Origin of the sequence: Cupriavidus basilensis (assembly GCF_029335485.1) — a bacterium.
Classification (GTDB): domain Bacteria; phylum Pseudomonadota; class Gammaproteobacteria; order Burkholderiales; family Burkholderiaceae; genus Cupriavidus; species Cupriavidus basilensis_E.
This window is the reverse complement of sequence record NZ_JARJLM010000360.1, coordinates 25,909-47,524: the sequence shown is the minus strand read 5'-3', so window position 1 is coordinate 47,524 and position 21,616 is coordinate 25,909. Positions and strand designations below refer to the sequence as shown.

The following is a 21,616-nucleotide window of genomic DNA, read 5'->3' as shown; positions in this document are numbered from 1 at the left end:
CGCGCGATTCGCACGATCTGCACGATCTGCACGAACCGCGTGGCCGTTTTCCCCACTGTACCGATCGGCTGCCGATCGATTTTTCCTCACACAGAAAATGAAACGCGTCCTCCTGTTCCTGGCGACCAACCTCGCCGTCATGCTTGTCCTCAGCTTCACCGCCAGCCTGCTGGGGGTGAATCGCTTCCTGACTTCCAATGGCCTCAATCTCGGCATGCTGCTGGTCTTTGCCGCGCTGATGGGCTTCGGCGGTTCCTTCATCTCGCTGCTGATGTCCAAGACCATCGCCAAGTGGTCCACCGGCGCGCAGGTCATCACCCAGCCCGGCAACGGCACCGAGGTCTGGCTGGTGCAGACCGTGCAGAAGCTGGCCGACCGCGCCGGCCTGCCGATGCCCGAGGTTGCCATCTATGAAGGCGAGGCCAACGCCTTCGCCACCGGCGCCACCAGGAAGAGCTCGCTGGTGGCGGTGTCCACCGGCCTGCTGCAAACCATGTCGCACGACGAGGTGGAAGCCGTGCTGGCGCACGAGGTGGCCCACATCGCCAACGGCGACATGGTCACGCTCACGCTGATCCAGGGCGTGGTCAACACCTTCGTGATCTTCCTGGCGCGGGTGGTGGGCTATTTCGTGGACTCGATGCTGCGCAAGAACGATGAAGAATCGAGTGGCCCCGGCATCGGCTACATGATCACCGTGGTGGTATGCGAGATCGTGTTCGGCGTCCTGGCCAGCATCATCGTGGCGACCTTCTCGCGCCATCGCGAATACCGCGCGGATGCCGGCGCGGCCAGGCTGATGGGCACTCCCACCCCGATGGTGGCGGCGTTGCGCCGCCTGGGCGGCCTGGAGCCGGACGGCCTGCCGCAGAATATGCAGGCGATGGGCATCGCCGGCGGCAAGTCGTGGCTGTCGCTGTTCTCGAGCCATCCGCCGATCGAGCAGCGCATTGCGGCGCTGCAGGCCCGGGGCTGAGCAGGGGCTCAGGGCGGGCGCTTCGCGGGCTGCCGTGCCGGATCGGCCGATGCCTCTTCTCCCCTCGCCTCCGGCTTCGCCCTGAACGCCGCCCTGTACCGCTCCGGCGTGGTCTGCATATGGCGCTGGAACGCCTGCCGCATCACGTCGGCGTTGGCAAAGCCGGTGGCGTGCGCGATGCCCTCCAGGCGCCGCCCGTTCTCCTCCAGCATGCGCCGCACCGCCTCTACCCGCAGCCGCTCCACGTAGCGCGCGGGCGTTTCGCCCACCTGCCGCGCGAATACCCGGGCGAAGTTGCGCGGGCTCATCGCCACCCGTTCCGCCAGCACCGGTACCGACAGGTCGCGTGCCAGGTGCTCCGCCATCCATCCCTGCAACTCGCGCAGTTCCGGGTTTTGCGCGCTCTGTGCCTGCAGCAGCGTGGAGAACTGTGCCTGGTTGCCGGGACGGCGCAGGAACAGCACCAGCTCGCGCGCCACCGCGAGCGAGGCGGCGTGGCCGAGATCGTCTTCCACCAGCGCCAGCGCCAGGTCCATGCCGGCGGTGACGCCGGCCGAGGTGTACAGCTGCCCGGCGCGAATCCAGATCGGGTCGGGATCGACCTGCACCTGTGGATGACGCTCGGCCAGGCGCGCGGCGTGACGCCAGTGGGTGGTGGCCCGGTGGCTGTCGAGCAGGCCGGTGCGCGCCAGCACAAAGGCGCCGGTGCAGACCGCGCCGAGGCGGCGCACGCGCGGCGCCTGCTCGCGGATCCAGGCTACCAGGCGTGCATCGTCGGCCGCCGCCGCATGGCCCGAGCCGCCGACGATCAGCAAGGTGTCGATGGGCCCGGGCAGCATCTCGCCGAGGCGGTGATAGGGCGCGTCCGCCAGCATCCTGAGGCCGCTCTCGGTACGCACCAGGCCATCGTCGCGCACGCTGGCGACGCGGATGTCGTAAGCCTTGCCGGCGTCTCCGCCAAGCCGGTTGGCGTTGCCGAATACCGCGGAGGGGCCGGTCAGGTCAAGCTCCTGCGCGGGATCCGGCGCGACCAGCACCACGATGCGCGGCGGATCGGTTGGCAGGGGAAAGCTGGAAGGCATGGACAGTGACCCGGGGCGCAAGAGTGAGCGCGCAGGCCGCCGGTCCCGGCGGCTGCGCGTGACGTGTCGCCGATCATACTGGCACACACCTTCATCCCGCCAGTATCGCTTCGCGCGGCGCGCTGCGCTGCCAGCCCAGCGTGACCAGCAGCGCCACCGCCAGCGCGGGCAGCACGGCCAGGTTGACCGCTTGCCAGCCATAGCGGTACAGCACCTGCCCGGCCGCGAGCGTGGCCAGCGCGGTGAGCGCCGCGGCGGAGAATTCGGCCAGCGCCTGGGTGCGCGCGCGCTCGGCGGGCCGGTAGCTTTCCGCCAGCAGCGTGGTGCCGCCGACGAACATGAAATTCCAGCCCACCCCCAGGCACAGCAAGGCGGCGTAGAAGGCCGGCAGCGCGGTCGACGCCAGCGCCACCAGCGAACCCGCCGCGGCGAGGCCGATGCCGCACATCAGCATCGGCCCGCGGCCAAAGCGCTGCAGCAGCCAGCCCGAGAAGAACGACGGCGCGTACATGCCGACCAGGTGCCACTCGATGATCTGCGCGCCCTGGGCGATGGTGTGGCTGCACGCCACCGCGGCAATCGGCGTGGCGGTCATCACGAACATCATCACCGCGTTGCCGATGCCGTTGTTGGCAAAGGCGGCCAGGAATACCGGCTGCCGCGCGATCTCGGCCAGCGGGCGCGCCGGCAGCGTGGCGGCGGGCCGGCCGGCTGCCGCGGCGGCCGCCTGCACAGGCCGCTCGCGATAGCCGAAGGCCAGCAGCAATACCGTGGCCAGCCCGAACACGGAGACCACCGCATAGGACCCGGCGAAGGGCTGCGCCACCATCAGGTCGCTGCTCCACGCGGCGATGGCGGGGCCGCACACGGCTGCCACCACGCCGCCCGTGAGTACCGTCGAGATAGCGCGCGGCTTGTCGGCGGGCGCGGCGGCATCGGCGGCGGCCAGGCGGTAGAAGCGGGCGAAGGCCTGGAACACGCCGACCAGCGCGGTACCCACGCAGAAGACGGCGAAGTCGTGGTGCGCGATCGCCCACACCGACACCAGCCCGCCGGCGCAACAGGCCAGCCCGCCGAGGCAGAAGGCGATACGGCGGCCAAGGCGCTCGATCAGGAAGGCGGCCGCGATGGCGGTGAGCGCCGAGGCCACGGTGATCAGCGCGAACGGCAGCGTGGCCAGCGCCTTGTCCGGCGCCAGCGTGTAGCCGACCAGGCCGGTCAGCGTCAGGTCGACCGACAGGGCCGAGGTGAAGAGGGCCTGGCAGATTGCCAGGACCCGGGCCTGGGACATCGCGGGTGGTGCCATCGGGCGCTCCGTCGGAGGGCGTTGGGATGACACCGAGCGTAAGGAAAACGGCAGCGGGCCGACAGACAATGATCCGCAGATTCCTGCCAGGCATAGCGGTGGGCGTGCAATTCGCCTCCGCCGCGCCGGCGGATCCTGCCGGCGCCAGCGCCTAGTTGAACACGTCCTGCCGGTAGCGCCCCTGCGCCACCATCCCGGCCAGCCAGTCGGATGCGGCGGCCTCGTCCATGCCGCCTTGCCGCGCCGCGATCTCGATCAGCGTGCGGCGCACGGCGGGCGCCATCTGCCGCCCGTCGCCGCACACGTAGAAGGTGGCGCCGGCCTGCAGCATCGTCCATACCGCGTCCCGGTCCCGCCATAGCAGATGCTGCACATAGCGCTCGTCCTGCGCGCCGGTGGTGGAGTACGCCGCATGCGCCTGCACCACCCCTTCGGCCTGCCAGCGCGCCACGTCGTCACGATAGAGCCAGTCGTGCTCGGGATGGCGGCAGCCGTAGTAGAGGTGGCTGGCCGCCACCGTTTCCCCTGCCGCCTTCTGCGCCGCGCGTTCTTCCAGGAACCCGCGGAACGGGGCGATGCCGGTGCCCGGCCCGACCAGGATCATCGGCCGCGCGGGATCGGCGTCGGGCGCGAATGCCGGATTTGGCGTGCGGATCGCCGCTGCCACCACGGCGCCGGGCGCGAGCCCCCGCAGCCAGGTGGACGCCACGCCACGGAACATGCCGCGCCCGGACAGCGCGGGGGACCATACCGTGCCGACCGTGATGGTCGCCACGTCCGGCGACACCGCCGGCGACGAAGCGATGGAGTAGAAGCGCGGGCGCATCGCCACGGTGCAGGCCAGCAGGCCCGGCAGCGTCAGTTCGATGGCGGGGTGACGCGCCAGCACATCCACCAGCCCCAGCCGCTGCGATGCCACCTGCGCGGCGTAGCCCTGTTCCGCGTGGTCCGAGCCTAGCCGCTCCAGCGCGGCGCGCGTGACCGGGCAACGGGTGTATTGCAGCAGTGTGCGCAGCGTCTGCCGCGACACCACGTCCTGCAGTTCGACAAAGTGCGTCAGCAGTTCGCGCAAGGGCAGCGCTTCGTCCAGCGGCAGGCCGCGCGCGGCGGATGCAGGCGCGGCGCAGAGCGTGGCCATGGCATCGGGATCGAGATCGAGCCGCTCGCACAACTCGCTCACCGTGGCGGGATGGTTCTGCGGATAGACGGCAAGATGATCGCCGGTGGCATAACGCGCTCCCTCCGGCAGCCGCAGCCGGATATCCCGCGTGGCGGTGCGCGGCGCTTCCTGCGCGAAGTCCCACAGGCCGGCGGGGTCGCTCACCAGCTCGGTGTTGGCCAGCACCGTGAACGCCTGCGTCGACGGCGGCAGCGTGCCCGCGCGGATGGTGGCGATATCGCGCAGCCGCACTTCGATACCGCCAACACCGGCCAGGTCCGGTGCCGCGCCCTGCTCCGCGCGCAGCACCTGCAGCGATTGCCATAGCGCGGCGAGCCACAGTTCCGCGGCCTGGTCGAAGTCGCCATTGCCGTCGGCCTCGCCGCGTGGCAGCAACGGCGTGGCGCCGGCGGCGGCGAAGAAGGCGTCCAGCCGCTTGGGGAAGGCCTGGTAGGTGGCCCACTGCGAGTTGCCGCAGCCGAGCACGGCATAACGCAGGTTTCCGGCACGATAGCTGCCGTGCTCCCCGCTGTCGAGCATGGCTTCGAAGCGCCGCGCCGAGTCGGGCGCGCGTCCGTTGTAGGTGGCCGCGACAATCACCGCGAGGCCCTCGCCGGGTAGCGCGCCCAGCGCCTGGTCGAGGTCGCGCAGCGTGGCATCGAAGCCTGCCGCCAGCGCGCCGGCGTGGACCTGCTCGGCCAGTTCGCGCGCGGTGCCCAGGCTGGAGCCGCACAACACGGCCAGCGGCTGCCCGTTGCCGCTCACCCTGGGAAGCTCGGCCTGCACGCCGGGCGCGCTCGCCGCCGCCGCGGCGATGCGCTCATGCGGGCGGCGCCGGCGCGCGCGCAAGGTGAACGCATCGGGCTTGAGCGTCAGTGTCTCCTTGATGCGGAACTGGTAGTCGTGCGGATCGCTGAAGTCGAAGTTGCGCAACATCAGGGCCAGCGCCAGCTTGGCCTCGGTCAGCGCGAACTGCCGCCCGATGCAGGCGCGCTCGCCGTTGCCGAAGGGCTTGTAGGCATGCGGATGCAGCGTGGCTTCGTTCTCGGGCAGGAAGCGGTCGATATCGAAGCGCTCGGGATCGGTCCACACCTTGGGGTCGCGATGCAGCGCGGTGAGCACCACCGAGATGCGGCGATCCTTGCGGATCCGGTAGCGCCCGCCGAGCAGGGTGTCTTCATACGGCGCCACGGCGAAGCCCGGCGCGGTGGGCCACAGCCGCAGGGTTTCCTTGAGCACGCGGTCGATCACCTGCAGGCGCGCCAGGTCGGCGTAGACCGGCGGCGCGTCGCCGGGCAGCACCGTATCCACTTCCGCATAGGCCTGCGCCAGCACGCCCGGATTGCGCAACAGTTCATACAGGGCGAAGGTCAGCATGCCGCTGGTGGTCTCGTGCCCGGCGATCAGGAAGGTGATGACCTGGTTGCGGATGTTCACGTCGTCCAGGCGCTCGCCGGTCTCGGGATCGCGTGCTTCCAGCATCAGGTTGAGCAGGTCGCTGGCCGGGGCCTGGCCGTTGCCCGCGGTGGCGCGCCGCTGCCTGACCACCTCGTCTACCAGATCGCGCATGAACTGCGTATCGGCGGCGAACTTGCGGTGCGCCGCGTGCATGAACCTGTCCTGCAGTCCAAAGCGGGTGAGCTTGCCCATGGCTTCCTCCAGCGCGCCCACCATGGCATCGATGAACGGATGGAGACGCGCGCTGGAGAAAGAATCGAAGTCATAGCCGAAGCCCGACAGCGCGATGGTATCCAGCGTAAGCCGTGTCATGTCGTCGGCCACCGCGATGTCGGTGTCGGCGCCCTGCCGGTCCCATTTGTCGACCAGGCGGTCGGCCACGCGCAGCATCACGTCGAAGTAGCCCTTCATGGCGCGCTGGCTGAACGCGGGCATCAGGATACGGTGCGCGCGGCCCCAGTTGGCTTCCTCGTTGTCCGCGGTGAACAGGCCGTCGCCAACCACGTCGCGCAGGTAGGACAGCGGCGGCCCGATGATCTTGCGGAAGCGCGCGCCGTCCGCGAGTTCCGCCACCAGTGCCGCAGCACTGACGAAGGGCACGCGCCGCCCGGCGAAATTCATCTCGAAGATGCCGTCGAAATGGCGGCTGCGTTCCAGCAGGTGCTGCGCGAACGCGCCGGACGGGATCTGCAGCAGGTTGCCCACCACCGGCCAGCCGGGATCCTGCGGAATGGGTTCGGCCGCATGCGCGGATGGCGCGGACAGGGTGGCGACGGGAGCGGGAGTGGATACGCGCTGCATGTTCATGGCACCAGGTAGTGGTCGGCGGCGGAACGCCGGGGTTGCACCAAGGGGCCCGCGGGCCGCCTCGTGTCTCGTGTTCGTTGTCGTCTCCGGTCCGTCCTCGCCCGGCCTGGTGCGTGTTCATGCAAGCCGGCGTAGACAACCGTCTACTTTTGCAGCAAAGTAGACGAATGTAGACCGAGTGTCAATTCCAAACCGGATGCCGGCACGCAGGCGTATCCTGCACTCAACATTGACTGGCCTGACACCATGGACGACGTAGCCGGCGGTAAACGCAAACTGATCGACGCGGCACTGCGCCTGGCCGCCGCCCGGCGCAGCTTCGCCGGCCTCGGCCTGCGCGAACTCGCACGCGAGGCGGGACTCAACCCGAATACCTTCTATCGGCACTTCCGCGACATGGAAGACCTGGCGCTCACCGCGGTGGCGGAGGTCAGCAACGAATTGCGCCCCATGCTGCGCGCGGCGCGCTGGGCCATCGCGCGCGACTACCCCGGCGAGGTCGCCACACGGGCCTGCGAGGCGTTTTTCGCCTATGCGGAAGCGCATCCGGATGCCTTCTTCGTCGGCGTGTGCGGCAGCACCGGGCCGCAGCCGGCGCTGCGCGACGCGGTGCGCCAGTTGCTGGCGGACATCGCCGCGGAGATGGCGGAGGACATCGAGCGGCTGGAACTCTGCCCGGGGCTGCCGCGCCCGGTCATCGACGACCTGTCCGGCTACGTGGTGTCCTACCTGTTCCACCTGTCGACCGACTATCTCGAGGACGACGCCCGGGGCCGGCGCCAGCGCATCGAGCAATCCAGGCAATTGATCTGCTGGCTGCTGCGCGGCGCCGCGGAGCAGCAGCGGGCACAGGAATTGGCGCACGCGCAGCCTGCGGCGACGCGCAAGCGCAAGGCGCCGGACCGCCGGCCGCACTGAGCGCGGCAATCACGAGCACCGCGCACCGACACCGAGTCCCGATCACGGAGCAAGGAAGCCCGATGAGCCTGCAGAACCTGTTGCTGTCCTATGGATTGCGCAAGCGCCTGAAACGCGGCGCGCCGCCCGGGCAGATCGACGTGGCCGGCACCCGCCGCGCGATGGCGCGGTTCGGCCACGACGCGCGCGTGCCGGCGGGCTGGCGCATCGAGCGCTCCGGGGAAGCCGCGCTGCCGGGAGAATGGACCCGCCGCGAGGCGGCGCAGGCGCGGGCCGGAGCGAATGCGGACGTCCCCACGCTGTTCTACCTGCACGGCGGCGGCTACTATTTCTGCACGCCCCAGACGCACCGTCCGCTGACGCTGGCGCTGGCGCGCATGGCCGGCATGCAGGTGTTCTCGCTGGACTACCGGCTGGCGCCCGAGCATCCCTTCCCCGCCGCGCTCGACGACGCGGTGGATGCCTACGCGGCCTTGCTGGCACGCGGCATTTCCCCGGGACACCTCGTCATCGCGGGCGACTCCGCCGGTGGCGGGCTGGCGCTGGCGACCTTGCTGGCGCTGCGCGCGCGCGGCATGCCCCTGCCCAGCGGCGCGCTGCTGTTCTCGCCGTGGACGGACCTGGCCGCCACCGGCGCGACCCTGCGCAGCAACGATCGTCACGATGTGATGTTTCACGGCGAGTCGATCGGCCGCGCCGCCCGCCTGTATCTTGGCAACGCCGCGGCCACCGATCCGCTGGCGTCGCCGCTGTACGCCGACCCGGCCGCGCTGGCGGCGCTGCCGCCGCTCTATGTGCAGGCCAGCGACAAGGAAGTGCTGCTCGACGACTCTCGCCGGCTGGTCGAACGCGCCAGGGCGGCCGGCGGCAATGCCGAGCTGCATATCTGGCGCGGCGTGCCGCACGTGTGGCAGCTCTACCATCCCTTCCTGCCGGAAGCCCGGCGTGCGCTGGCCGATGCGGCTGCGTTCGCCAGGCGGATATCGAACGCCTGAATCCCCGCCTTGCCCCATTCCTCAGTGTTTCCCCTGAGCCCGCCACGCAACAGCGGGAAAGCTGGGTGAAGGCTTGCCATGACTACGATGCACAGGCTTGCTCACAGGCCGGACGCGCGTCCGATCCGCGGGCAGCCTCGAAACATCGACAAGACTAGCAAGCCCCGAGGAGATCATCTTGAAAACGAAACACACAGCCCTCGCGCTGGCGATCGGCGCGGCCTGTGCCGGCCACGCCAATGCACAATCGAACGTGACGCTCTATGGTCTCATCGACACCACCATCAGCACCATCAGCAACGCCGATGCAAGCGGCCACCGCCTGACCGGCTACCACCAGCCGGCATGGTTCAGCGGCAACCGCTGGGGCCTGACCGGCGCGGAGGACATCGGCTTCGGCACCAAGGTGATCTTCAAGCTGGAGAGCGAGTTCCAGAGCTACAACGGTGCGATGGATACGCCCGGCGTGCTGTTCAACCGCGACGCCTGGGTCGGCATCAACAGCGATGTCTTCGGCAAGCTGACCTTCGGCCGCCAGAACGCGCTCGGACGCGACCCGATGGCTTCGGGCCTCTATGGCGACCCCTACGGCCCGGCCGCGATCACGACCGAGGAAGGCGGCTACACCAACAACAACAACTTCAAGCAACTGGTGTTCTACGCCGGCAGCGCCACCGGCACCCGCATGGACAACGGCGTGGTGTGGAAGAAACTGTTCGACAACGGCCTGACCGCCGGCGCGGGCTATCAGTTCGGCGAAGTACCGGGCGCGCCGTCGCGCAACACCACGGAAACCGTCACCCTCGGCTACAACGGCGGCAATTTCCACGTCTCCAGCTTCTTCACCCAGGCCAACGTCAATGGCCAGCGCAACCGTACCTATTCCGCCGGCGGCAATTATGTGTGGGACATCGTGCGCGCCAGCGCCGGTTATTTCCACTACACCGCCGAACAGGGCGCCCTGGGCCAGCGCAAGGACGACGCCTACACGGTGTCGCTCAAGGTCGATCCTGCCGGTCCCTTCGACTACGAGATCGGCTACCAGATGATGAAGGCCGGCAATGCCGCGCTCAATGCCGACGGCTTCACCATCAACGCGTACGGCAACACCGCTGGTTCGACCGCGACCGACAGCGGCCGCAAGAACACCATCTACGGCTCGATCTTCTACCACTTCTCCAAACGCACCGAGGTCTACCTGGCTGCCGACTACATGTTCCTGCAGCATGGCTATCACGCCGCGCAGTCCAACGGCTTCGCGCACCAGAGCGAGTTCGCGGTGGGCATGCGCACGCGCTTCTGATCCAGCTGCATCGGCGCGTGCCTCGCGGCGCGCGCCGGGTTCCAGACTTTCCTTGTCCCGGCCACAAGCCGGGTTTTTTTCGTCCTGGTGCGGGAGGGTGGACACTGCGCCGCGCCGCCGTGCCGGACCAGAGCGTAGGCTTCGCTTGCAGTGGCCCCTGGCCAAACCGCCCCTCTCTCCATAAAGGAAGGGGGCGGGCGCTCGCGGCAGTCCGGCAAACCAAAGCAAAAAGCCCACGCCGACGGGGAGCCGGCGTGGGCAAGGGAGATAGCGTCCCCGCGCGTGCGTAGCGATATGGCGGTGCGCCGCCGCGACGCAGAGCTCAGGCCAGGTTGCCGGGCCTCCATTTGAGCAGGTGATTCTCCAGCGTGGTCAGCAGGAAGTCGGCGGCAAGCGCCACCACCGCCAGCACGATCATGGCGGCAAACACGCCGCTGGCATTGAAGGCGCCCTGCGCGGTGGCGATCAGCAGGCCGATGCCTTGCTTGGAGCCCAGGAACTCGCCGACCACGGCGCCGACCAGCGCGAAGCCGAAGCTGACGTGCAGGCTGGCCAGGATCCAGCTCAACGCCGACGGCACCACCACGGCGAAGGTCAGTTGCCGTTTGGACGCACCGAGGATCTGCGCATTGGCGATCAGGTAGCGGTCGGCTTCGCGCACGCCCTGGAAGGCATTGCCGAACACCACGAAGAACACCATCACCACCGCCAGCGCGACCTTGGAGGCCATGCCCAGACCCAGCGCGATCACGAAGATCGAGCCGAGCACCACGCGCGGGATGGAATTGGCAATCTGGATGTAGATGCTGAACACATCGGCCAGCAGCTTATTGCGCCCGAGCACGATGCCGCAGATCACGCCGGCGACCGAGCCGATCAGGAAGCCCAGCCCGGTCTCCTCCAGCGTGACCGCCACCTGGGCCAGCAGCGGCCCCTGCGAAGTACCGTTGACGAACCAGTCGTAGATCTGATCGGCGATCAGCGAAGGCATGGAGAAGAAGAAGGGGTCGATCCAGTGCAGCCGTCCCGCCAGTTCCCAGCCGCCCAGCACCACCACCAGCAGGGCGATGCGCAGGGTGATGATCAGCTGGCGGCGCCGGCGCATGGCCTGCCTGGCATCCCGTTCGAAGGCGTCGAGTTCGTCGGCAAGGGCCGTGTTTGCTTCCATGTTCATTTGCATTTGCATTTGCATTGGCGTTGGCTACGGTTGGCGGCGCTGTATCCGCTGAATCAGTCGATGTGGACTTCTTCGCGCAGATCGGCCCAGATCTCGCGCGAGAGTTCGACAAAGCGCTTGTCGTAGCGGATTTCCGACGTCACGCGCGGGCGCGGCAGGTCGATTTCGTAAACCCGCTTGAGGGTGGCCGGCCGCGCGGTGAGCACGAAGACCCGGTCGGCCATGGCGATGGCTTCTTCCAGGTCGTGCGTGACGAACACCACCGAGCCGGCGTTCTGCGACCAGAGCTGCAGCAATTCGTCCTGCATCAGCGTGCGGGTCTGCATATCCAGCGCGCTGAACGGTTCGTCCATCAGCAGGATCTGCGGGTTGTTGATGAAGGTCTGGGCCAGCGCCACGCGCTTGCGCATGCCGCCCGACAACTGGTGCGGGTAGTGATTGGCGAACTTGGCCAGCCCGACCTTGCGCACCCATTCTTCGGCAAGGCCATAGGCCTGGTCGCGGCCGGCGCCGCGGAACAGTGGCCCCGCCGCGACGTTGTGCAGCACCGAGCGCCACGGGAAGACCGCATCGGCCTGGAACACGAAGCCGATGCGCGGGTCGATGCCGGCCACGCGCTTGCCCATCAGCCGCACCTCGCCGGTGCTCGGCTTGAGCAGGCCGGTGATCAGGCTGAGCGTGGTCGATTTGCCGCATCCCGTCGGTCCGACGATGGCGACGAACTCGCCCTTGCCCACGCGCATGGAGAAATCGCGCAGGGCCACGGTAGCCGAGCCGTCGGGCGCGATAAAGCGGCAGGAGACCCGCTCGAATTCGATCGCCGGGGCGTCTTGCGGCACGGTATTGGTCATGATGGTTCCTTGCAGTCCGCGCGCGCCAGCGGCGCGGACCGGTTGTTCGCCTGGCGCCTTACTTGGCGTGGTCGACGAACTCGTTGGTAAACGTGCGGCCCAGTTCGATGTGCTTGCCCTTGACGGTCGGATCGAACGAGGCGAGCACCTTGAGCACCGTTTCCGGGCCACCGGCGGGCATCCTGCCGTCGTCCGTGAACATGGCCAGCGAGGCGCCCAGGGCCTTGACGTAGAGCTCGCGGTTATTGCCGTAGTAGTCCTTGGGCATCTTCTGCGCGATCTCCTCGGCGCTGTGGGTCTTGATGAAGTGCATGGTCTTGACGAAGGCGCGCGCCAGCTTCTGCACCTGGTCCTTGTGCCCCTCCACCCAGCTGCGCTGCATATAGAGGCTGGAAGCGGGGTAGAGGCCACCCAGCGCCTGGGTGGTGCCCTCGGCGGTGCGCATGTCGACCAGCACCTGCGCCTCGCCGGTCTTGAGCAGTTGCGAGATGGTGGGCTCGGTGGTCATGCCGGCATCGATGCGGCTCTGGCGTATCGCGGCCATGAAGCTGTTGTCGGCACCGACCGGCAGCACCGTGTACTGGCTGGGCGCAACGCCGGCCTTGAAGGCCAGGTACTGCGTCAGGAAGTTGGTCGACGAGCCCAGGCCGGTCACGCCGAGCGTCTTGCCTTTCACATCGGCCATGCTCTTGATCTGGCCCGCCGCGCGCGTGGCCACCATCTCCACCTCGCCCGGCACCTTGCCGAATACCACCACGGCCTCCACATCCTTGCCCTTGCTTTGCAGATCGATGGTGTGATCATAGAAGCCCACCACGCCGTGCACCGCGCCGGCCAGCAGTTCGTTTTCGGCGTCGACCCCGGCCGGTTGCGAAAGGATCTCGACGTCCAGTCCCTCTTCCTTGAAGTAGCCCAGCTGCTCGGTCAGCCTGGCTGGCAGGTAGATGATCTTGGTCGCGCCGCCTACCATGATCGACAGCTTTGCGTCGGCAGCCTGGGCCGCGCCGGCGACCGCAAGTGCGGCAAAGATCAGCGCGAGTGCGCCCTTCCTGTATGGATTCATGTCTGTCTCTCTTGTTTTGCGGCGCCAGGTCTTGGCAGCCGGGCCGTTGGCGGGCTCTGTTCGTTAGGCCCCCGCGCGCTCGCCGCAGCCGCAGCGTTGGGGTCGATACATTCTAGGTAGCGAAAACCTTCACGCAGCTTTCCCCGCCGCTAAGGGAATATCCCGATGCGGCCCGATGTCCCCTGGGGGGCGGGCGGTGGTAAAAGAAGACCCCGGCAACAGCAGATTCCCACCAGGGGCGGTTCATGAAGGTTTTGTTGATCGAAGATAACGCTTCGCTCATCCACTGGCTCGCCAGGTTGCTGAAGGAAGAGCGGTTCATGGTCGATACCACCCAGGATGGCGAGTTCGCCGACCAGTTGCTGATGACGCAGAACTACGACGTCGTGCTGCTCGATCTGCAGATCCCGAGGCTGGCGGGCAAGAACGTGCTGCGCCGGCTGCGCGCGCGCCGCAACAATGTGCCGGTGCTGGTGGTTACCGCCAGTGCCTCGGTCGACGAGAAAGTGGAGTGCCTGGGCCTGGGCGCCGACGACTACCTCGTCAAGCCCTTTGAAGTGCGCGAACTGGTAGCGCGCATCAAGGCCCTGTCGCGCCGTCAGACCGGGGAGAAGCAGGCCGAGCTGGCGTGCGGCGACCTCACCTACAACACCGACACGCGGCAGTTCTATGTCGCGGGCCAATTGCTGACGCTGCGGCTCAAAGAGCATACCGCCCTGGAAATCCTGATGATGCGCCTCGGCAAGACCGTGTCGAAAGCGACCCTGATGGAGGGCGTCTACGCACTCGAGGAAGAGGCCAGCGAAGACGCCATCGAAATCTATATCCACCGGATCCGCAAGAAGCTCGAGGGCTGCCAGGCAACCATCATGACGCTGCGCGGCCTGGGCTACCTGCTGCAGCAGAAGCAATGATCCACAGCCTGCGAGTACGGCTGCTGATGTGGCTGCTGGTGCCGCTGGCGGTATTTGTCGGCCTCAGCGGCTACGCGTCCTACCTCGGCGCCGTGGATACCGCCAACCGCGTGCAGGACCGCGCGCTGCAGGCTTCGGCCGACGTCATAGCGGGCCATATCGGCTGGGCGGACGGCCGGCTCACGGTGAAGGTGCCGCCGTCGGCGCTGTCCCTGTTCGATTCGCCCTACGCCGACCACGTCTTCTACAACGTGGTCGACGACCGCGGCCAGATCCTGGCCGGCAATCCCGTGTTCGAGCAGCCGCCGATGGCTGGCGCCTCCAGCCCCGTGTTCTATGTTTCGCGTTTCCAGTCGCAGCCGGTGCGCGTGGTGCAAACGTCGCGCACCATGTTCGATTCGGGGCAGGCACGCAAGGTCACTGTCACCGTGGGACAGACGATGATCGGCAACCACGAACTGGTACGCGCCTTGCGCATGCCGGCGCTGCTGCGCGAAATGGTGATGCTGGCGCTGGCGGCGGCGCTGGTGATGCTTGGGCTCACGGTCGAACTGCGTCCGCTGCTGCGCGTGAAGGACGAGGTGGCGGGACGCGAGCCGATGGACCTCGTGCCGATCGGAGCCGCCGACCTGCCGCAGGAATTGCGGCCCATCGTCGAAGCCATCAACCAGTGCATCCGGCGCCTGAACGACTATGTGTGCCAGCAAAAGCGCTTTATCGCCGATGCCGCGCACCAGATCCGCACGCCGCTCGCAGTGCTGGGCGCGCAGCTGCAGTTCGCCGCGCGCGTGGACGACGTCACCAGGCTGCGCGAGACCCTCGCCTCGATGGAGTGCAGCACGCAGGCCATGACCAACCTCGCCAACAAGTTGCTGCTGCTATCGCAGGCCGAGGCTGCAAGCAGCGCGGGCACGGCGCAGCCGGGCGCGGACCTGGTGCCGGTGGTGACCGGCGTGCTGGAAGACATGGTGGTGCTCGCCCAGCGCAAAGGCATCGACCTGGGCGCCGAACTGGCGGTCGACAGCGCGCGGGTAGGCGTCAACGAATGGATGATGGCCGCGGTGGTGTCCAACCTGGTCGACAACGCGATCCGCTACACGCCGGTGCACGGCCAGGTCACCGTGGCCCTGGCGCTCGAGGCGGGACGCGCCGTCCTCGCGGTGAGCGACAACGGTCCCGGCATTCCCGCCGAAGCGCGGTCCAGGGTGTTCGAGCGTTTCTATCGCAACGCGCTGCCTGACCAGGAAGGCAGCGGCCTGGGGCTTGCCATCGTCAAGGAGATCGTGCTGGCGGCGCAGGGCCAGGTGGGCCTGAGCGCGGGCATTGGGGGGCGTGGCGTCACATTGACCGTGCGCCTGCCGCTGGCGGCCTGAACGCGGTCCGCTCGAGCCAGCCCTCGCATGGCCGGCCGCCACCGTCGCCGGCGGGGGATGCGCGCGCAGGGACGGGTACGCGCTCAGTCCAGCACTTTGCCGCGCTGCGCCTTGACCTGGCTGCGCTGGCTCTTGCCTTCGAGGCGCCGCATCCTCGACCCGAAGGTCGGCCGCGTGGGACGGCGCGTGCGCGGCGGCACGGCCACGCTGCGCACCAGTTCGTGCAGGCGCCGCACGGCTTCCTCGCGGTTCATCTCCAGGCTGCGATGCTGTTGCGCCTTGATCACCACCACGCCATCGCGCGTGATGCGATGGTCGTGGAGCTGCATCAGGCGCGCCTTGTGCCCTTCCTCGAGCGACGAAGCGCCGATATCGAAACGCAGGTGGACCGCGTTGGACACCTTGTTGATATTCTGCCCGCCAGCGCCTTGCGCGCGGATTGCAGTGATTTCATATTCCGTGTGGGGGATGGCGAGGTCGGGCAGCATGGGACCGATGATAGCAAGAGCACCGCGCCTCAGCCTGGCCGGCGTGTCAATACCAGGCTCGCGACGGCCACCAGCACGCAGCCGATCCCGGCCACCTGGGCCAGGCGCACCTGCTCGCCCAGCAGGACCATGGCCAGGATGACCGCCGACACGGGTGCAAGCGCGGTGAAGAGCGCGGCCTCGGTACCGCTCGTGCGCGCCGATCCCGCATACCAGAACAGAAAGCCGCCGACGGTAGGCACGAGCGCGTAATAGACGACTGCGGCTACGGCCTGCGCCGGGAAGCCGGCTGCCCAGGGCGCCTCGAAGACCGCGAACAGCGTCGAAGCAGCCAGGCCGATGCCGGTCATGATGGCCGACAGCGCCAGCGGCGGGATGGCTTGATCGAGGCGCCGGTTCAGCAGGATGAACAGGCCTTCGCAAGCGACCGCGCCAAGGATCAGGGCATTGCCGAGAAAGGAGCGGGCGCTGCCGGACCCGGACGGAAAGGCCACCGCGACAACGCCCGCGGTGGCCAGCCCGATGGCCAGCAGCAGGAAGCGATGGGGCCGCTCGCGCAGCAGCACGATGGCGATCATTGCCGAGACGACGGGCAGCGTGCCGATGATGACGCCGGCATCCGTGGCCGAGGTCAGGCGCAGGCCGGAGATCAGCAGGGTCGTATAGCCGACGCTGCCCGCCGCGGCCTGCACGGCCAGCATGATCCGGTCGCGTCCGCCGGGCCTTGGCCATGATGCACCGGTCAGCCGCATCGCCACCAGGAAACATGGCAGCGCGATCGCGAACCTGAGCGCGGTCGCCGTGAACGGCGGCAGGCCGCCGGCAATGATCTTGCTTGCGACCACGGTGCTGCCGACCAGCACCATGGCCAGCGTCAGAAAAACATACCCCTCCAGCTTTCTCGGCATGCGCTGCTCCCGGCTATGGAAAGGCTGCAGCCTAATCAGGCGGCCGCGCCGGGTCTTGAACGAAATTGCAGGCGCGCGCCCGGGGATGGCGTCAGGCCACTGCCTGGGCATACGCGCGCGGCGACACCCCGTACTTGCGGACGAAGATCCGGGTCATGTGGCTCTGATCGGCGAAGCCGCTGGCCGCCGCCGCTTCGGCCAGCGGCCTGCCTTGCGCGATCAGCCCGCGCGCAACATGGATGCGGCGCTGCACGAGATAGGCATGCGGCGTCAGCCCCGTCGCACTGGTGAAGGCGCGCAGCACCTGGAACCGGCTCAGGCCGGTCACCCGCGCCAGATCGGCGAGGGAAACGGGGGTGGCCGGATCATCGTCGATCAGGCTGCGCGCCCGCTCGACCGCCGCCGGCGCTGCGTCCTCGCTACGCACGGGGCCGGGCTCCGCCACCCGTGCCAGCAATGTGAGCAACAACGCTTCGCGCTGCAGGTCCATGCCGGCCCCGCGGCCCGTCGTGAGAAGGTGGAAGAGCGCCTGGAAGCCGGCGGCCACGGCGGCATCGCTGGCGACAGGCCGGCTGAACTCGCACAGCCTTGTCCTGCCCTCGCTCAGGTCGTGGCCGGCGCGCGCAATCCATGCCGGATCGAAATAGAGCATCCGCCACGAGCGCCCGGCATCGCCGATCGGCGCGCCATCGTGCACCTCCCCCGGATTGACCATGATGGTGTCGCCCGGACCGGCCTCGACCATGCCGCGTCCGCTGCGCGATCTGTGCGCGCCCTGCCAGATGACGCCGATCCCGAACTGCTCGTGGGTGTGGCGGGCAAAGACGTGGCTCGTGCTGGCCTCGACGGCTTGCACGCCGGGCATGTCGCAGCGAACTATTCGGAACTGTGTTGAACGCATTTTCTCTCCACCCCGGCTCCGGGCTTGCGCGACACATCATGCCGTCACCCGCCATATCGCAGGCAGGTTACCGGTCGCGGGCAGCGAAGCCGGCCGGGCGGGGCGGGAGAGCTAGCGGCCCGGCGACAGTTCGCCCCAGGCCACCAGGATGCGCTGGATGCTGCGCGCGTAGGCGTCGCGCTGGGCGGGGGATTCGGAGTGGTATGCGCCGATTGCCCGCCACGTGTTGCCGTGCCTCACCATCTTCTGCTTGAGCAGCCAGGCGGCGACGTAGATGTTGACGCAGGCATCGGTCAGCGCGCGGCTAGGCACGCCCTGGCGGGCCAGGTCGCCGAAGTGAATGGAGTTGATCTGCAACTGCCCGACGTCGATCGACCCGTTCGCGTTGCGGTTCACCGCGGCGGGGTCGCCCTTCGATTCGAACCAGGCGATGGCGCGCAGGACCGAGGGATTGACGCCCTGGTAGACGCCCGCCTGCTCGAAGCAATCGTGCGCCCTGGCGGCCCCATGGCACAGCGACAGGGACAAGGCCAGCGCGGTGCCGGCCAGCTTGCCGGCGTGCCCGCGGCGCGGGCGCGGGGCGTTAGCGGACACGATTGATGCCTTCGCCTGCCAGATGCGGACGGCGGTCGTTCAATGGTCCCGGCGCGGACGACTGTTGCAGGGCCTGGTCGAGCTGACGTCCGACCGTATCCAGGTACGCACGCGAGGTATCCGAGACGACCAGGCGCACCACCGGCGCGAAGCTCTTGTGTTCCTGCACCGGCAGCGCCGCCTTTAGCCTGGCCCTGCCCGCATGGCCCATGCGTGGCACGGCGGGCTCCTCATTGCCGCTCGCGGGCGGCAGCATCGCCAGGGAAGGCAGCGGCGGATAGACCTTGTCCGCAGCCGGCGCCGCCGTGGCCCCGGCGCCCGGCTCGATGGCAAAGGCCGGCGTGACCAGCATCAGGCTGACTGCAAGCAGAGTGAGGCGGTGCATCGGCTGTGACTCCTTATTGCGCCGGCTTGATGGTGACGCTGTACGGCTGGTTCGTGCCGGCCGTCAGGTTCTCGAGGTGAACCGCGACCGTCCGCTGCGCCGGCACGCCTTTCCAGATCGCCTGGTTGAGGTACGGCAGATCCTGGGCAAGCGCCGTGATGACGACAATGGCCGGCTGTTTCTGCCGGGCCGCCAGCGTGCCCGCCTTGGCAAGCACGGCCGCGAGTTGGGCATCGCGTGCGCCAAGCGCGTCCGGCGGGATCGTGAAGCTGGCAATCGCACCCGCCGGCGCCGGCGTGCCCAAAGTCGCCGGGGATTCGGATAATTGCGCGCAACCGGCCAAAGCGAGCAGCACGGCCGCGCCCGCCAGCGGCTTCGTCAGGCGCAGGCTGCCAGCGATGCGCAAGGCGCGCTTCGCCATGTGCGGATGAAGCGGTGCCCGGCGCCCGGCCGGAGCCCATGCGCGGGGCGGCTCTTCTGCGATATTGCACATGGAATGGCTTCCCGAAACGATTGGATGGATTCGGGCTGCAATTTACCCGCTGGGTCCAGGGGGCAAAAGGCGCAATTCCGGGGAAATAAAGCGTCTATTTTGCGGTTGACAGGCCCTCGGCCAGGCAACCGCAAAGCCCGTCCGCGACGCCATGCGCCGGGCATGGCACTTTCGCGCCGGGCACGTGCTCGACATGCCGCCTGCCGCCAGCCCGGGATGCGCCTTGCGTCATAGCGGGCGCGCGCCGCCGGGACGACCCGCGGCGGTCCACGCCAGCCGAAGGCCGGTCCCGGCATCGGGGACTGTCGCAGTGGCACAACGCGCGGGCTGCAATGTGATGACCTGGGCTGACGCGGGGAACGGAATGGCGTTTGGCATCTATTATCGGCGAGCGCCTTTTATCCGATGGGCAGGCATTAATCGCCACCATGACGTGGGGATTTAATAATCCCGGCGACGCATTTGCCGATTACGCGACTCGCAAAGTGCAAAACCAAGGTCAAACAAGGCTGCGCGGGCTCAATCCGGGCCACGCCAGGTGAAATTTAGCTACAGTGCGGGCCTGCCGACAGGCCAGCTTCGCGCGAAGACTTGAGCGCGCGGTTCGATTCCCGCTGGCTCCACCATGACATCGCATCACCAACGACAACGAACGTAAGCAACCGGCGAACCCGCATTGACAACTAGACAATGGAGGTGGCCGATGTCCAGCGCTGCGGCAGGAGATCGGCGATGTCACCGATCTTCTGGGTAAGCAGGCGCGTGGGCACATCCGTTGCCCCCTCCAACGAAGCATTTGCCGCGCGGCATTCGCTAACCTGAAAACTGCCCCGAGCTGGTTCGCGCTGTGCCGAATGTTGCCTCGCCCGGGTCGCCCGGCACCAGGCATCACTTCTTCTTCCTGGGATCGTCGGCCGGGTTGACATAGGTGATGCCCCAGGGCCCCGCCACGTTGATCTGGATGACGGTTTCCTCCTTGGTCCAGCCAAAGTGGTGCATCTTGGGTGGCATGACGATCAGGCTGCCGGGGCCGAGCGGCGAGGTCTTTTCCGGGTCGAGCTTGTCGCCCATGCCATAGTTGAACGTCCCGGAAAGCACGGTCACCCGCTCCACGCCAGGGTGCCAGTGCGCTGCCACCTTGCTGTCCGCGGGAAGCTTGATCCGGGCCGTGATCGGCCCTTTCTTGTCCATCTGCCCCTCGAGGACGGCGACTTTGGCACCCGGTATGAGCGGCAGGTCCGCCCATTTGATCTCGTCGGGGGTGACCATGGTCACGTGGCTCGCGGGGGCGGCCCATGCCGCGGACATGGTCAGGCAGGCGCCGAAGACCAGGGTGGCAATCGGGGGAAGCTTGTTTTTCATGGCGCGTTCCTTCCTGAGGTGGCAGCCAGACCGGTCGGAGCGGTGCGAGGACGGCACCGACTTCTTCATGCCGTCTCTCACCCGATTCCGCCGCCAGCCGCGCTGGTGACATCCACTGCATGGCAGGTCCAGGCATGCAGGCTCGGGTTTCATCATCGCCCAAAGCAACAATTTGATGCATATCGCGGGCCACCCGCGGTGGGAGGCCGATGGGCGGGCGACTGGCGTTCGCGCGACGTGCCTGTTGCACGGTAAATCGGCGAATGCGTTTCATTTGTGTGACGCCGGCCGGCCAGGTTCAGAACCTGGGATCCGCTGGCGAACGCCAGCCCCCGCAGGGAAGCGGGGGACCCAGAACGCGCGAGAAGCCCACCGAGCGGGGGGCACGATAGGATTGCCGCCACCGCGCGTGTCGGGCGGCGCGGCGCGGCGGCTGGCGAGTCATTGACCTCCAACAGCCGATCCTGCCGTGGCCTCACCTCATTGCGTGCGAACGCCGCCGCCCCCCGCCTTCGCCGCGTCGCCGAAGCCGCCAGTGTTGTGGGGGATGATCCCCATTAATTGCGGCGACACGCGATGTGCCTGGCGCAGTGGGTGGCGCCGCTCACCGCAGCGCCTGCGCTGAAGTCAGGTGCAATTCAGGTGCAGTCGCGCCGCGCGGGAATAGGGCGAAACGCTGGAAACCGTTGTGGGGAGCGGTGCGCCCGGCCGGGATCGAACCAGCAACCCCTGCCTTCGGAGTTTTGGTGATGAACCAGAACGCTTTATAAATCAATGTCTTACGCGACTCGCAACTCACAAATTGCAAAACCAAGGCTAACCAAGGTCACGCAAGGCCAATCCAGTTCACCCTAGGTGCAATTTAGGTGCAGTCTGAACTGCTCGCATGCCGAGCCACCACGCCCACGCAGCTGCCAAAAATCAGTTCGCCGGCACAAGGATTTTCAAAACGTGCCGCTGATTCGACCCGCACCAGATAAGGCTCTGCGAGTCATCAGGAAGCGCAAAGCGGCCTTCGCCGCCGACGACGGGCGCTGCTTTTGCCCCGTTGGCGCGACTTGAAGGCGCTGATTGACCAAGTTCCGCGCCATACGCGCGCGGGG

The 21,616-nt window shown here is 67.9% G+C and carries 20 protein-coding genes and 1 pseudogene; 7 read left to right on the top strand and 14 right to left on the bottom strand.

Annotated elements, in window-relative coordinates:
- Positions 1–97 precede the first annotated feature (97 nt).
- A complete protein-coding gene (gene htpX / locus P3W85_RS21540) occupies positions 98–976 on the top strand; it encodes a protease HtpX (protein WP_017226010.1) in 879 nt (292 codons plus the stop codon).
- Between the two features lie 8 nt (positions 977–984).
- Here the strand turns inward: htpX and P3W85_RS21535 are convergent, their stop codons facing one another.
- The 3 genes from P3W85_RS21535 to P3W85_RS21525 form a co-directional block, all read right to left on the bottom strand.
- Positions 985–2,058 (bottom strand): GlxA family transcriptional regulator, encoded by a 1,074-nt coding sequence (locus tag P3W85_RS21535; RefSeq protein WP_276266270.1) that lies wholly within the window; start codon positions 2,056–2,058, stop codon positions 985–987.
- 91 nt (positions 2,059–2,149) lie between these two features.
- Positions 2,150–3,364 carry an MFS transporter gene (locus P3W85_RS21530; RefSeq protein ID WP_276266269.1) on the bottom strand — a complete coding sequence of 405 codons (1,215 nt, stop codon included), beginning with the start codon at positions 3,362–3,364 and terminating at the stop codon, positions 2,150–2,152.
- Between the two features lie 151 nt (positions 3,365–3,515).
- Complete coding sequence (locus P3W85_RS21525; protein ID WP_276266268.1) at positions 3,516–6,782, bottom strand: bifunctional cytochrome P450/NADPH--P450 reductase; 3,267 nt, start codon at positions 6,780–6,782, stop codon at positions 3,516–3,518.
- Between the two features lie 252 nt (positions 6,783–7,034).
- Here P3W85_RS21525 and P3W85_RS21520 point away from each other — a divergent pair, with 252 nt between their 5' ends.
- The 3 genes from P3W85_RS21520 (at position 7,035) to P3W85_RS21510 (ending at position 10,004) form a co-directional block, all read left to right on the top strand.
- Positions 7,035–7,706: a TetR family transcriptional regulator gene (locus P3W85_RS21520; protein ID WP_276266267.1), complete on the top strand. Its 672-nt coding sequence runs from the start codon at positions 7,035–7,037 to the stop codon at positions 7,704–7,706.
- A 62-nt stretch (positions 7,707–7,768) separates the two neighbouring features.
- Positions 7,769–8,701 carry an alpha/beta hydrolase gene (locus P3W85_RS21515; protein ID WP_276266266.1) on the top strand — a complete coding sequence of 311 codons (933 nt, stop codon included), beginning with the start codon at positions 7,769–7,771 and terminating at the stop codon, positions 8,699–8,701.
- 178 nt (positions 8,702–8,879) lie between these two features.
- Positions 8,880–10,004, top strand: coding sequence for a porin (locus tag P3W85_RS21510; protein WP_276266265.1), 1,125 nt, complete (start codon positions 8,880–8,882; stop codon positions 10,002–10,004).
- A gap of 322 nt (positions 10,005–10,326) precedes the next feature.
- On the opposite strand, the gene P3W85_RS21505 is transcribed toward P3W85_RS21510, so the two are convergent.
- From P3W85_RS21505 to P3W85_RS21495, 3 genes are read right to left on the bottom strand one after another with little or no spacing between them, the layout of a single operon-like run.
- On the bottom strand, positions 10,327–11,190 hold the full coding sequence (locus P3W85_RS21505; protein WP_035807170.1) for an ABC transporter permease: 864 nt from the start codon (positions 11,188–11,190) through the stop codon (positions 10,327–10,329).
- Positions 11,191–11,234: 44 nt separating this feature from the next.
- Positions 11,235–12,032, bottom strand: a complete 798-nt coding sequence (locus P3W85_RS21500) for an ABC transporter ATP-binding protein (RefSeq protein ID WP_017224881.1) — start codon at positions 12,030–12,032, stop codon at positions 11,235–11,237.
- 58 nt (positions 12,033–12,090) lie between these two features.
- Complete coding sequence (locus P3W85_RS21495) at positions 12,091–13,095, bottom strand: ABC transporter substrate-binding protein (protein ID WP_017224882.1); 1,005 nt, start codon at positions 13,093–13,095, stop codon at positions 12,091–12,093.
- A gap of 245 nt (positions 13,096–13,340) precedes the next feature.
- On the opposite strand from P3W85_RS21495, the gene P3W85_RS21490 reads away from it, so the two are divergent.
- Positions 13,341–14,009, top strand: coding sequence for a response regulator (locus P3W85_RS21490; protein WP_017224883.1), 669 nt, complete (start codon positions 13,341–13,343; stop codon positions 14,007–14,009).
- A complete protein-coding gene (locus P3W85_RS21485; protein WP_276266263.1) occupies positions 14,006–15,382 on the top strand; it encodes a sensor histidine kinase in 1,377 nt (458 codons plus the stop codon). Before P3W85_RS21490 ends, P3W85_RS21485 begins: the two co-directional genes overlap by 4 nt.
- Before the next feature lie 83 nt (positions 15,383–15,465).
- Here P3W85_RS21485 and arfB read toward each other — a convergent pair whose 3' ends face one another.
- The 6 genes from arfB to P3W85_RS21455 all read right to left on the bottom strand — a co-directional run bounded on the left by arfB (position 15,466) and on the right by P3W85_RS21455 (position 19,079).
- A complete protein-coding gene (arfB, locus tag P3W85_RS21480) occupies positions 15,466–15,870 on the bottom strand; it encodes an alternative ribosome rescue aminoacyl-tRNA hydrolase ArfB (RefSeq protein ID WP_017227354.1) in 405 nt (134 codons plus the stop codon).
- Positions 15,871–15,899: 29 nt separating this feature from the next.
- Positions 15,900–16,778, bottom strand: coding sequence for a DMT family transporter (locus P3W85_RS21475; protein ID WP_276266262.1), 879 nt, complete (start codon positions 16,776–16,778; stop codon positions 15,900–15,902).
- Positions 16,779–16,869: 91 nt separating this feature from the next.
- Positions 16,870–17,679: an AraC family transcriptional regulator gene (locus P3W85_RS21470; RefSeq protein ID WP_276266261.1), complete on the bottom strand. Its 810-nt coding sequence runs from the start codon at positions 17,677–17,679 to the stop codon at positions 16,870–16,872.
- A 111-nt stretch (positions 17,680–17,790) separates the two neighbouring features.
- A complete protein-coding gene (locus tag P3W85_RS21465; RefSeq protein ID WP_430869586.1) occupies positions 17,791–18,273 on the bottom strand; it encodes a lytic transglycosylase domain-containing protein in 483 nt (160 codons plus the stop codon).
- On the bottom strand, positions 18,263–18,658 hold the full coding sequence (locus P3W85_RS21460; protein ID WP_276266260.1) for a hypothetical protein: 396 nt from the start codon (positions 18,656–18,658) through the stop codon (positions 18,263–18,265). Before P3W85_RS21460 ends, P3W85_RS21465 begins: the two co-directional genes overlap by 11 nt.
- A gap of 13 nt (positions 18,659–18,671) precedes the next feature.
- Positions 18,672–19,079: a hypothetical protein gene (locus P3W85_RS21455; protein WP_276266259.1), complete on the bottom strand. Its 408-nt coding sequence runs from the start codon at positions 19,077–19,079 to the stop codon at positions 18,672–18,674.
- Between the two features lie 443 nt (positions 19,080–19,522).
- On the opposite strand from P3W85_RS21455, the gene P3W85_RS21450 reads away from it, so the two are divergent.
- Positions 19,523–19,693 carry a hypothetical protein gene (locus tag P3W85_RS21450; RefSeq protein ID WP_276266258.1) on the top strand — a complete coding sequence of 57 codons (171 nt, stop codon included), beginning with the start codon at positions 19,523–19,525 and terminating at the stop codon, positions 19,691–19,693.
- Positions 19,694–20,039: 346 nt separating this feature from the next.
- Here P3W85_RS21450 and P3W85_RS21445 read toward each other — a convergent pair whose 3' ends face one another.
- Together P3W85_RS21445 and P3W85_RS21440 are read right to left on the bottom strand one after the other, a co-directional pair.
- Positions 20,040–20,513, bottom strand: coding sequence for a cupin domain-containing protein (locus P3W85_RS21445; RefSeq protein ID WP_017227349.1), 474 nt, complete (start codon positions 20,511–20,513; stop codon positions 20,040–20,042).
- A 440-nt stretch (positions 20,514–20,953) separates the two neighbouring features.
- A pseudogene (locus tag P3W85_RS21440) lies at positions 20,954–21,095 on the bottom strand (phage portal protein); the annotation flags it as partial.
- Between the last annotated feature and the right edge of the window lie 521 nt (positions 21,096–21,616).

Excerpts from the sequence above, each read along its gene's own strand:
- P3W85_RS21460 (WP_276266260.1), bottom strand. The coding sequence starts at position 18,658 with ATGCACCGCCTCACTCTGCTTGCAGTCAGCCTGATGCTGGTCACGCCG.
- P3W85_RS21490 (WP_017224883.1), top strand. The coding sequence starts at position 13,341 with ATGAAGGTTTTGTTGATCGAAGATAACGCTTCGCTCATCCACTGGCTC.
- P3W85_RS21515 (WP_276266266.1), top strand. The coding sequence starts at position 7,769 with ATGAGCCTGCAGAACCTGTTGCTGTCCTATGGATTGCGCAAGCGCCTG.
- P3W85_RS21485 (WP_276266263.1), top strand. The coding sequence starts at position 14,006 with ATGATCCACAGCCTGCGAGTACGGCTGCTGATGTGGCTGCTGGTGCCG.
- htpX (WP_017226010.1), top strand. The coding sequence starts at position 98 with ATGAAACGCGTCCTCCTGTTCCTGGCGACCAACCTCGCCGTCATGCTT.
- arfB (WP_017227354.1), bottom strand. The coding sequence starts at position 15,870 with ATGCTGCCCGACCTCGCCATCCCCCACACGGAATATGAAATCACTGCA.
- P3W85_RS21445 (WP_017227349.1), bottom strand. The coding sequence starts at position 20,513 with ATGAAAAACAAGCTTCCCCCGATTGCCACCCTGGTCTTCGGCGCCTGC.
- P3W85_RS21525 (WP_276266268.1), bottom strand. The coding sequence starts at position 6,782 with ATGCAGCGCGTATCCACTCCCGCTCCCGTCGCCACCCTGTCCGCGCCA.
- P3W85_RS21500 (WP_017224881.1), bottom strand. The coding sequence starts at position 12,032 with ATGACCAATACCGTGCCGCAAGACGCCCCGGCGATCGAATTCGAGCGG.
- P3W85_RS21470 (WP_276266261.1), bottom strand. The coding sequence starts at position 17,679 with ATGCGTTCAACACAGTTCCGAATAGTTCGCTGCGACATGCCCGGCGTG.
- P3W85_RS21535 (WP_276266270.1), bottom strand. The coding sequence starts at position 2,058 with ATGCCTTCCAGCTTTCCCCTGCCAACCGATCCGCCGCGCATCGTGGTG.
- P3W85_RS21495 (WP_017224882.1), bottom strand. The coding sequence starts at position 13,095 with ATGAATCCATACAGGAAGGGCGCACTCGCGCTGATCTTTGCCGCACTT.
- P3W85_RS21505 (WP_035807170.1), bottom strand. The coding sequence starts at position 11,190 with ATGCAAATGCAAATGAACATGGAAGCAAACACGGCCCTTGCCGACGAA.
- P3W85_RS21455 (WP_276266259.1), bottom strand. The coding sequence starts at position 19,079 with ATGGCGAAGCGCGCCTTGCGCATCGCTGGCAGCCTGCGCCTGACGAAG.
- P3W85_RS21520 (WP_276266267.1), top strand. The coding sequence starts at position 7,035 with ATGGACGACGTAGCCGGCGGTAAACGCAAACTGATCGACGCGGCACTG.
- P3W85_RS21475 (WP_276266262.1), bottom strand. The coding sequence starts at position 16,778 with ATGCCGAGAAAGCTGGAGGGGTATGTTTTTCTGACGCTGGCCATGGTG.
- P3W85_RS21530 (WP_276266269.1), bottom strand. The coding sequence starts at position 3,364 with ATGGCACCACCCGCGATGTCCCAGGCCCGGGTCCTGGCAATCTGCCAG.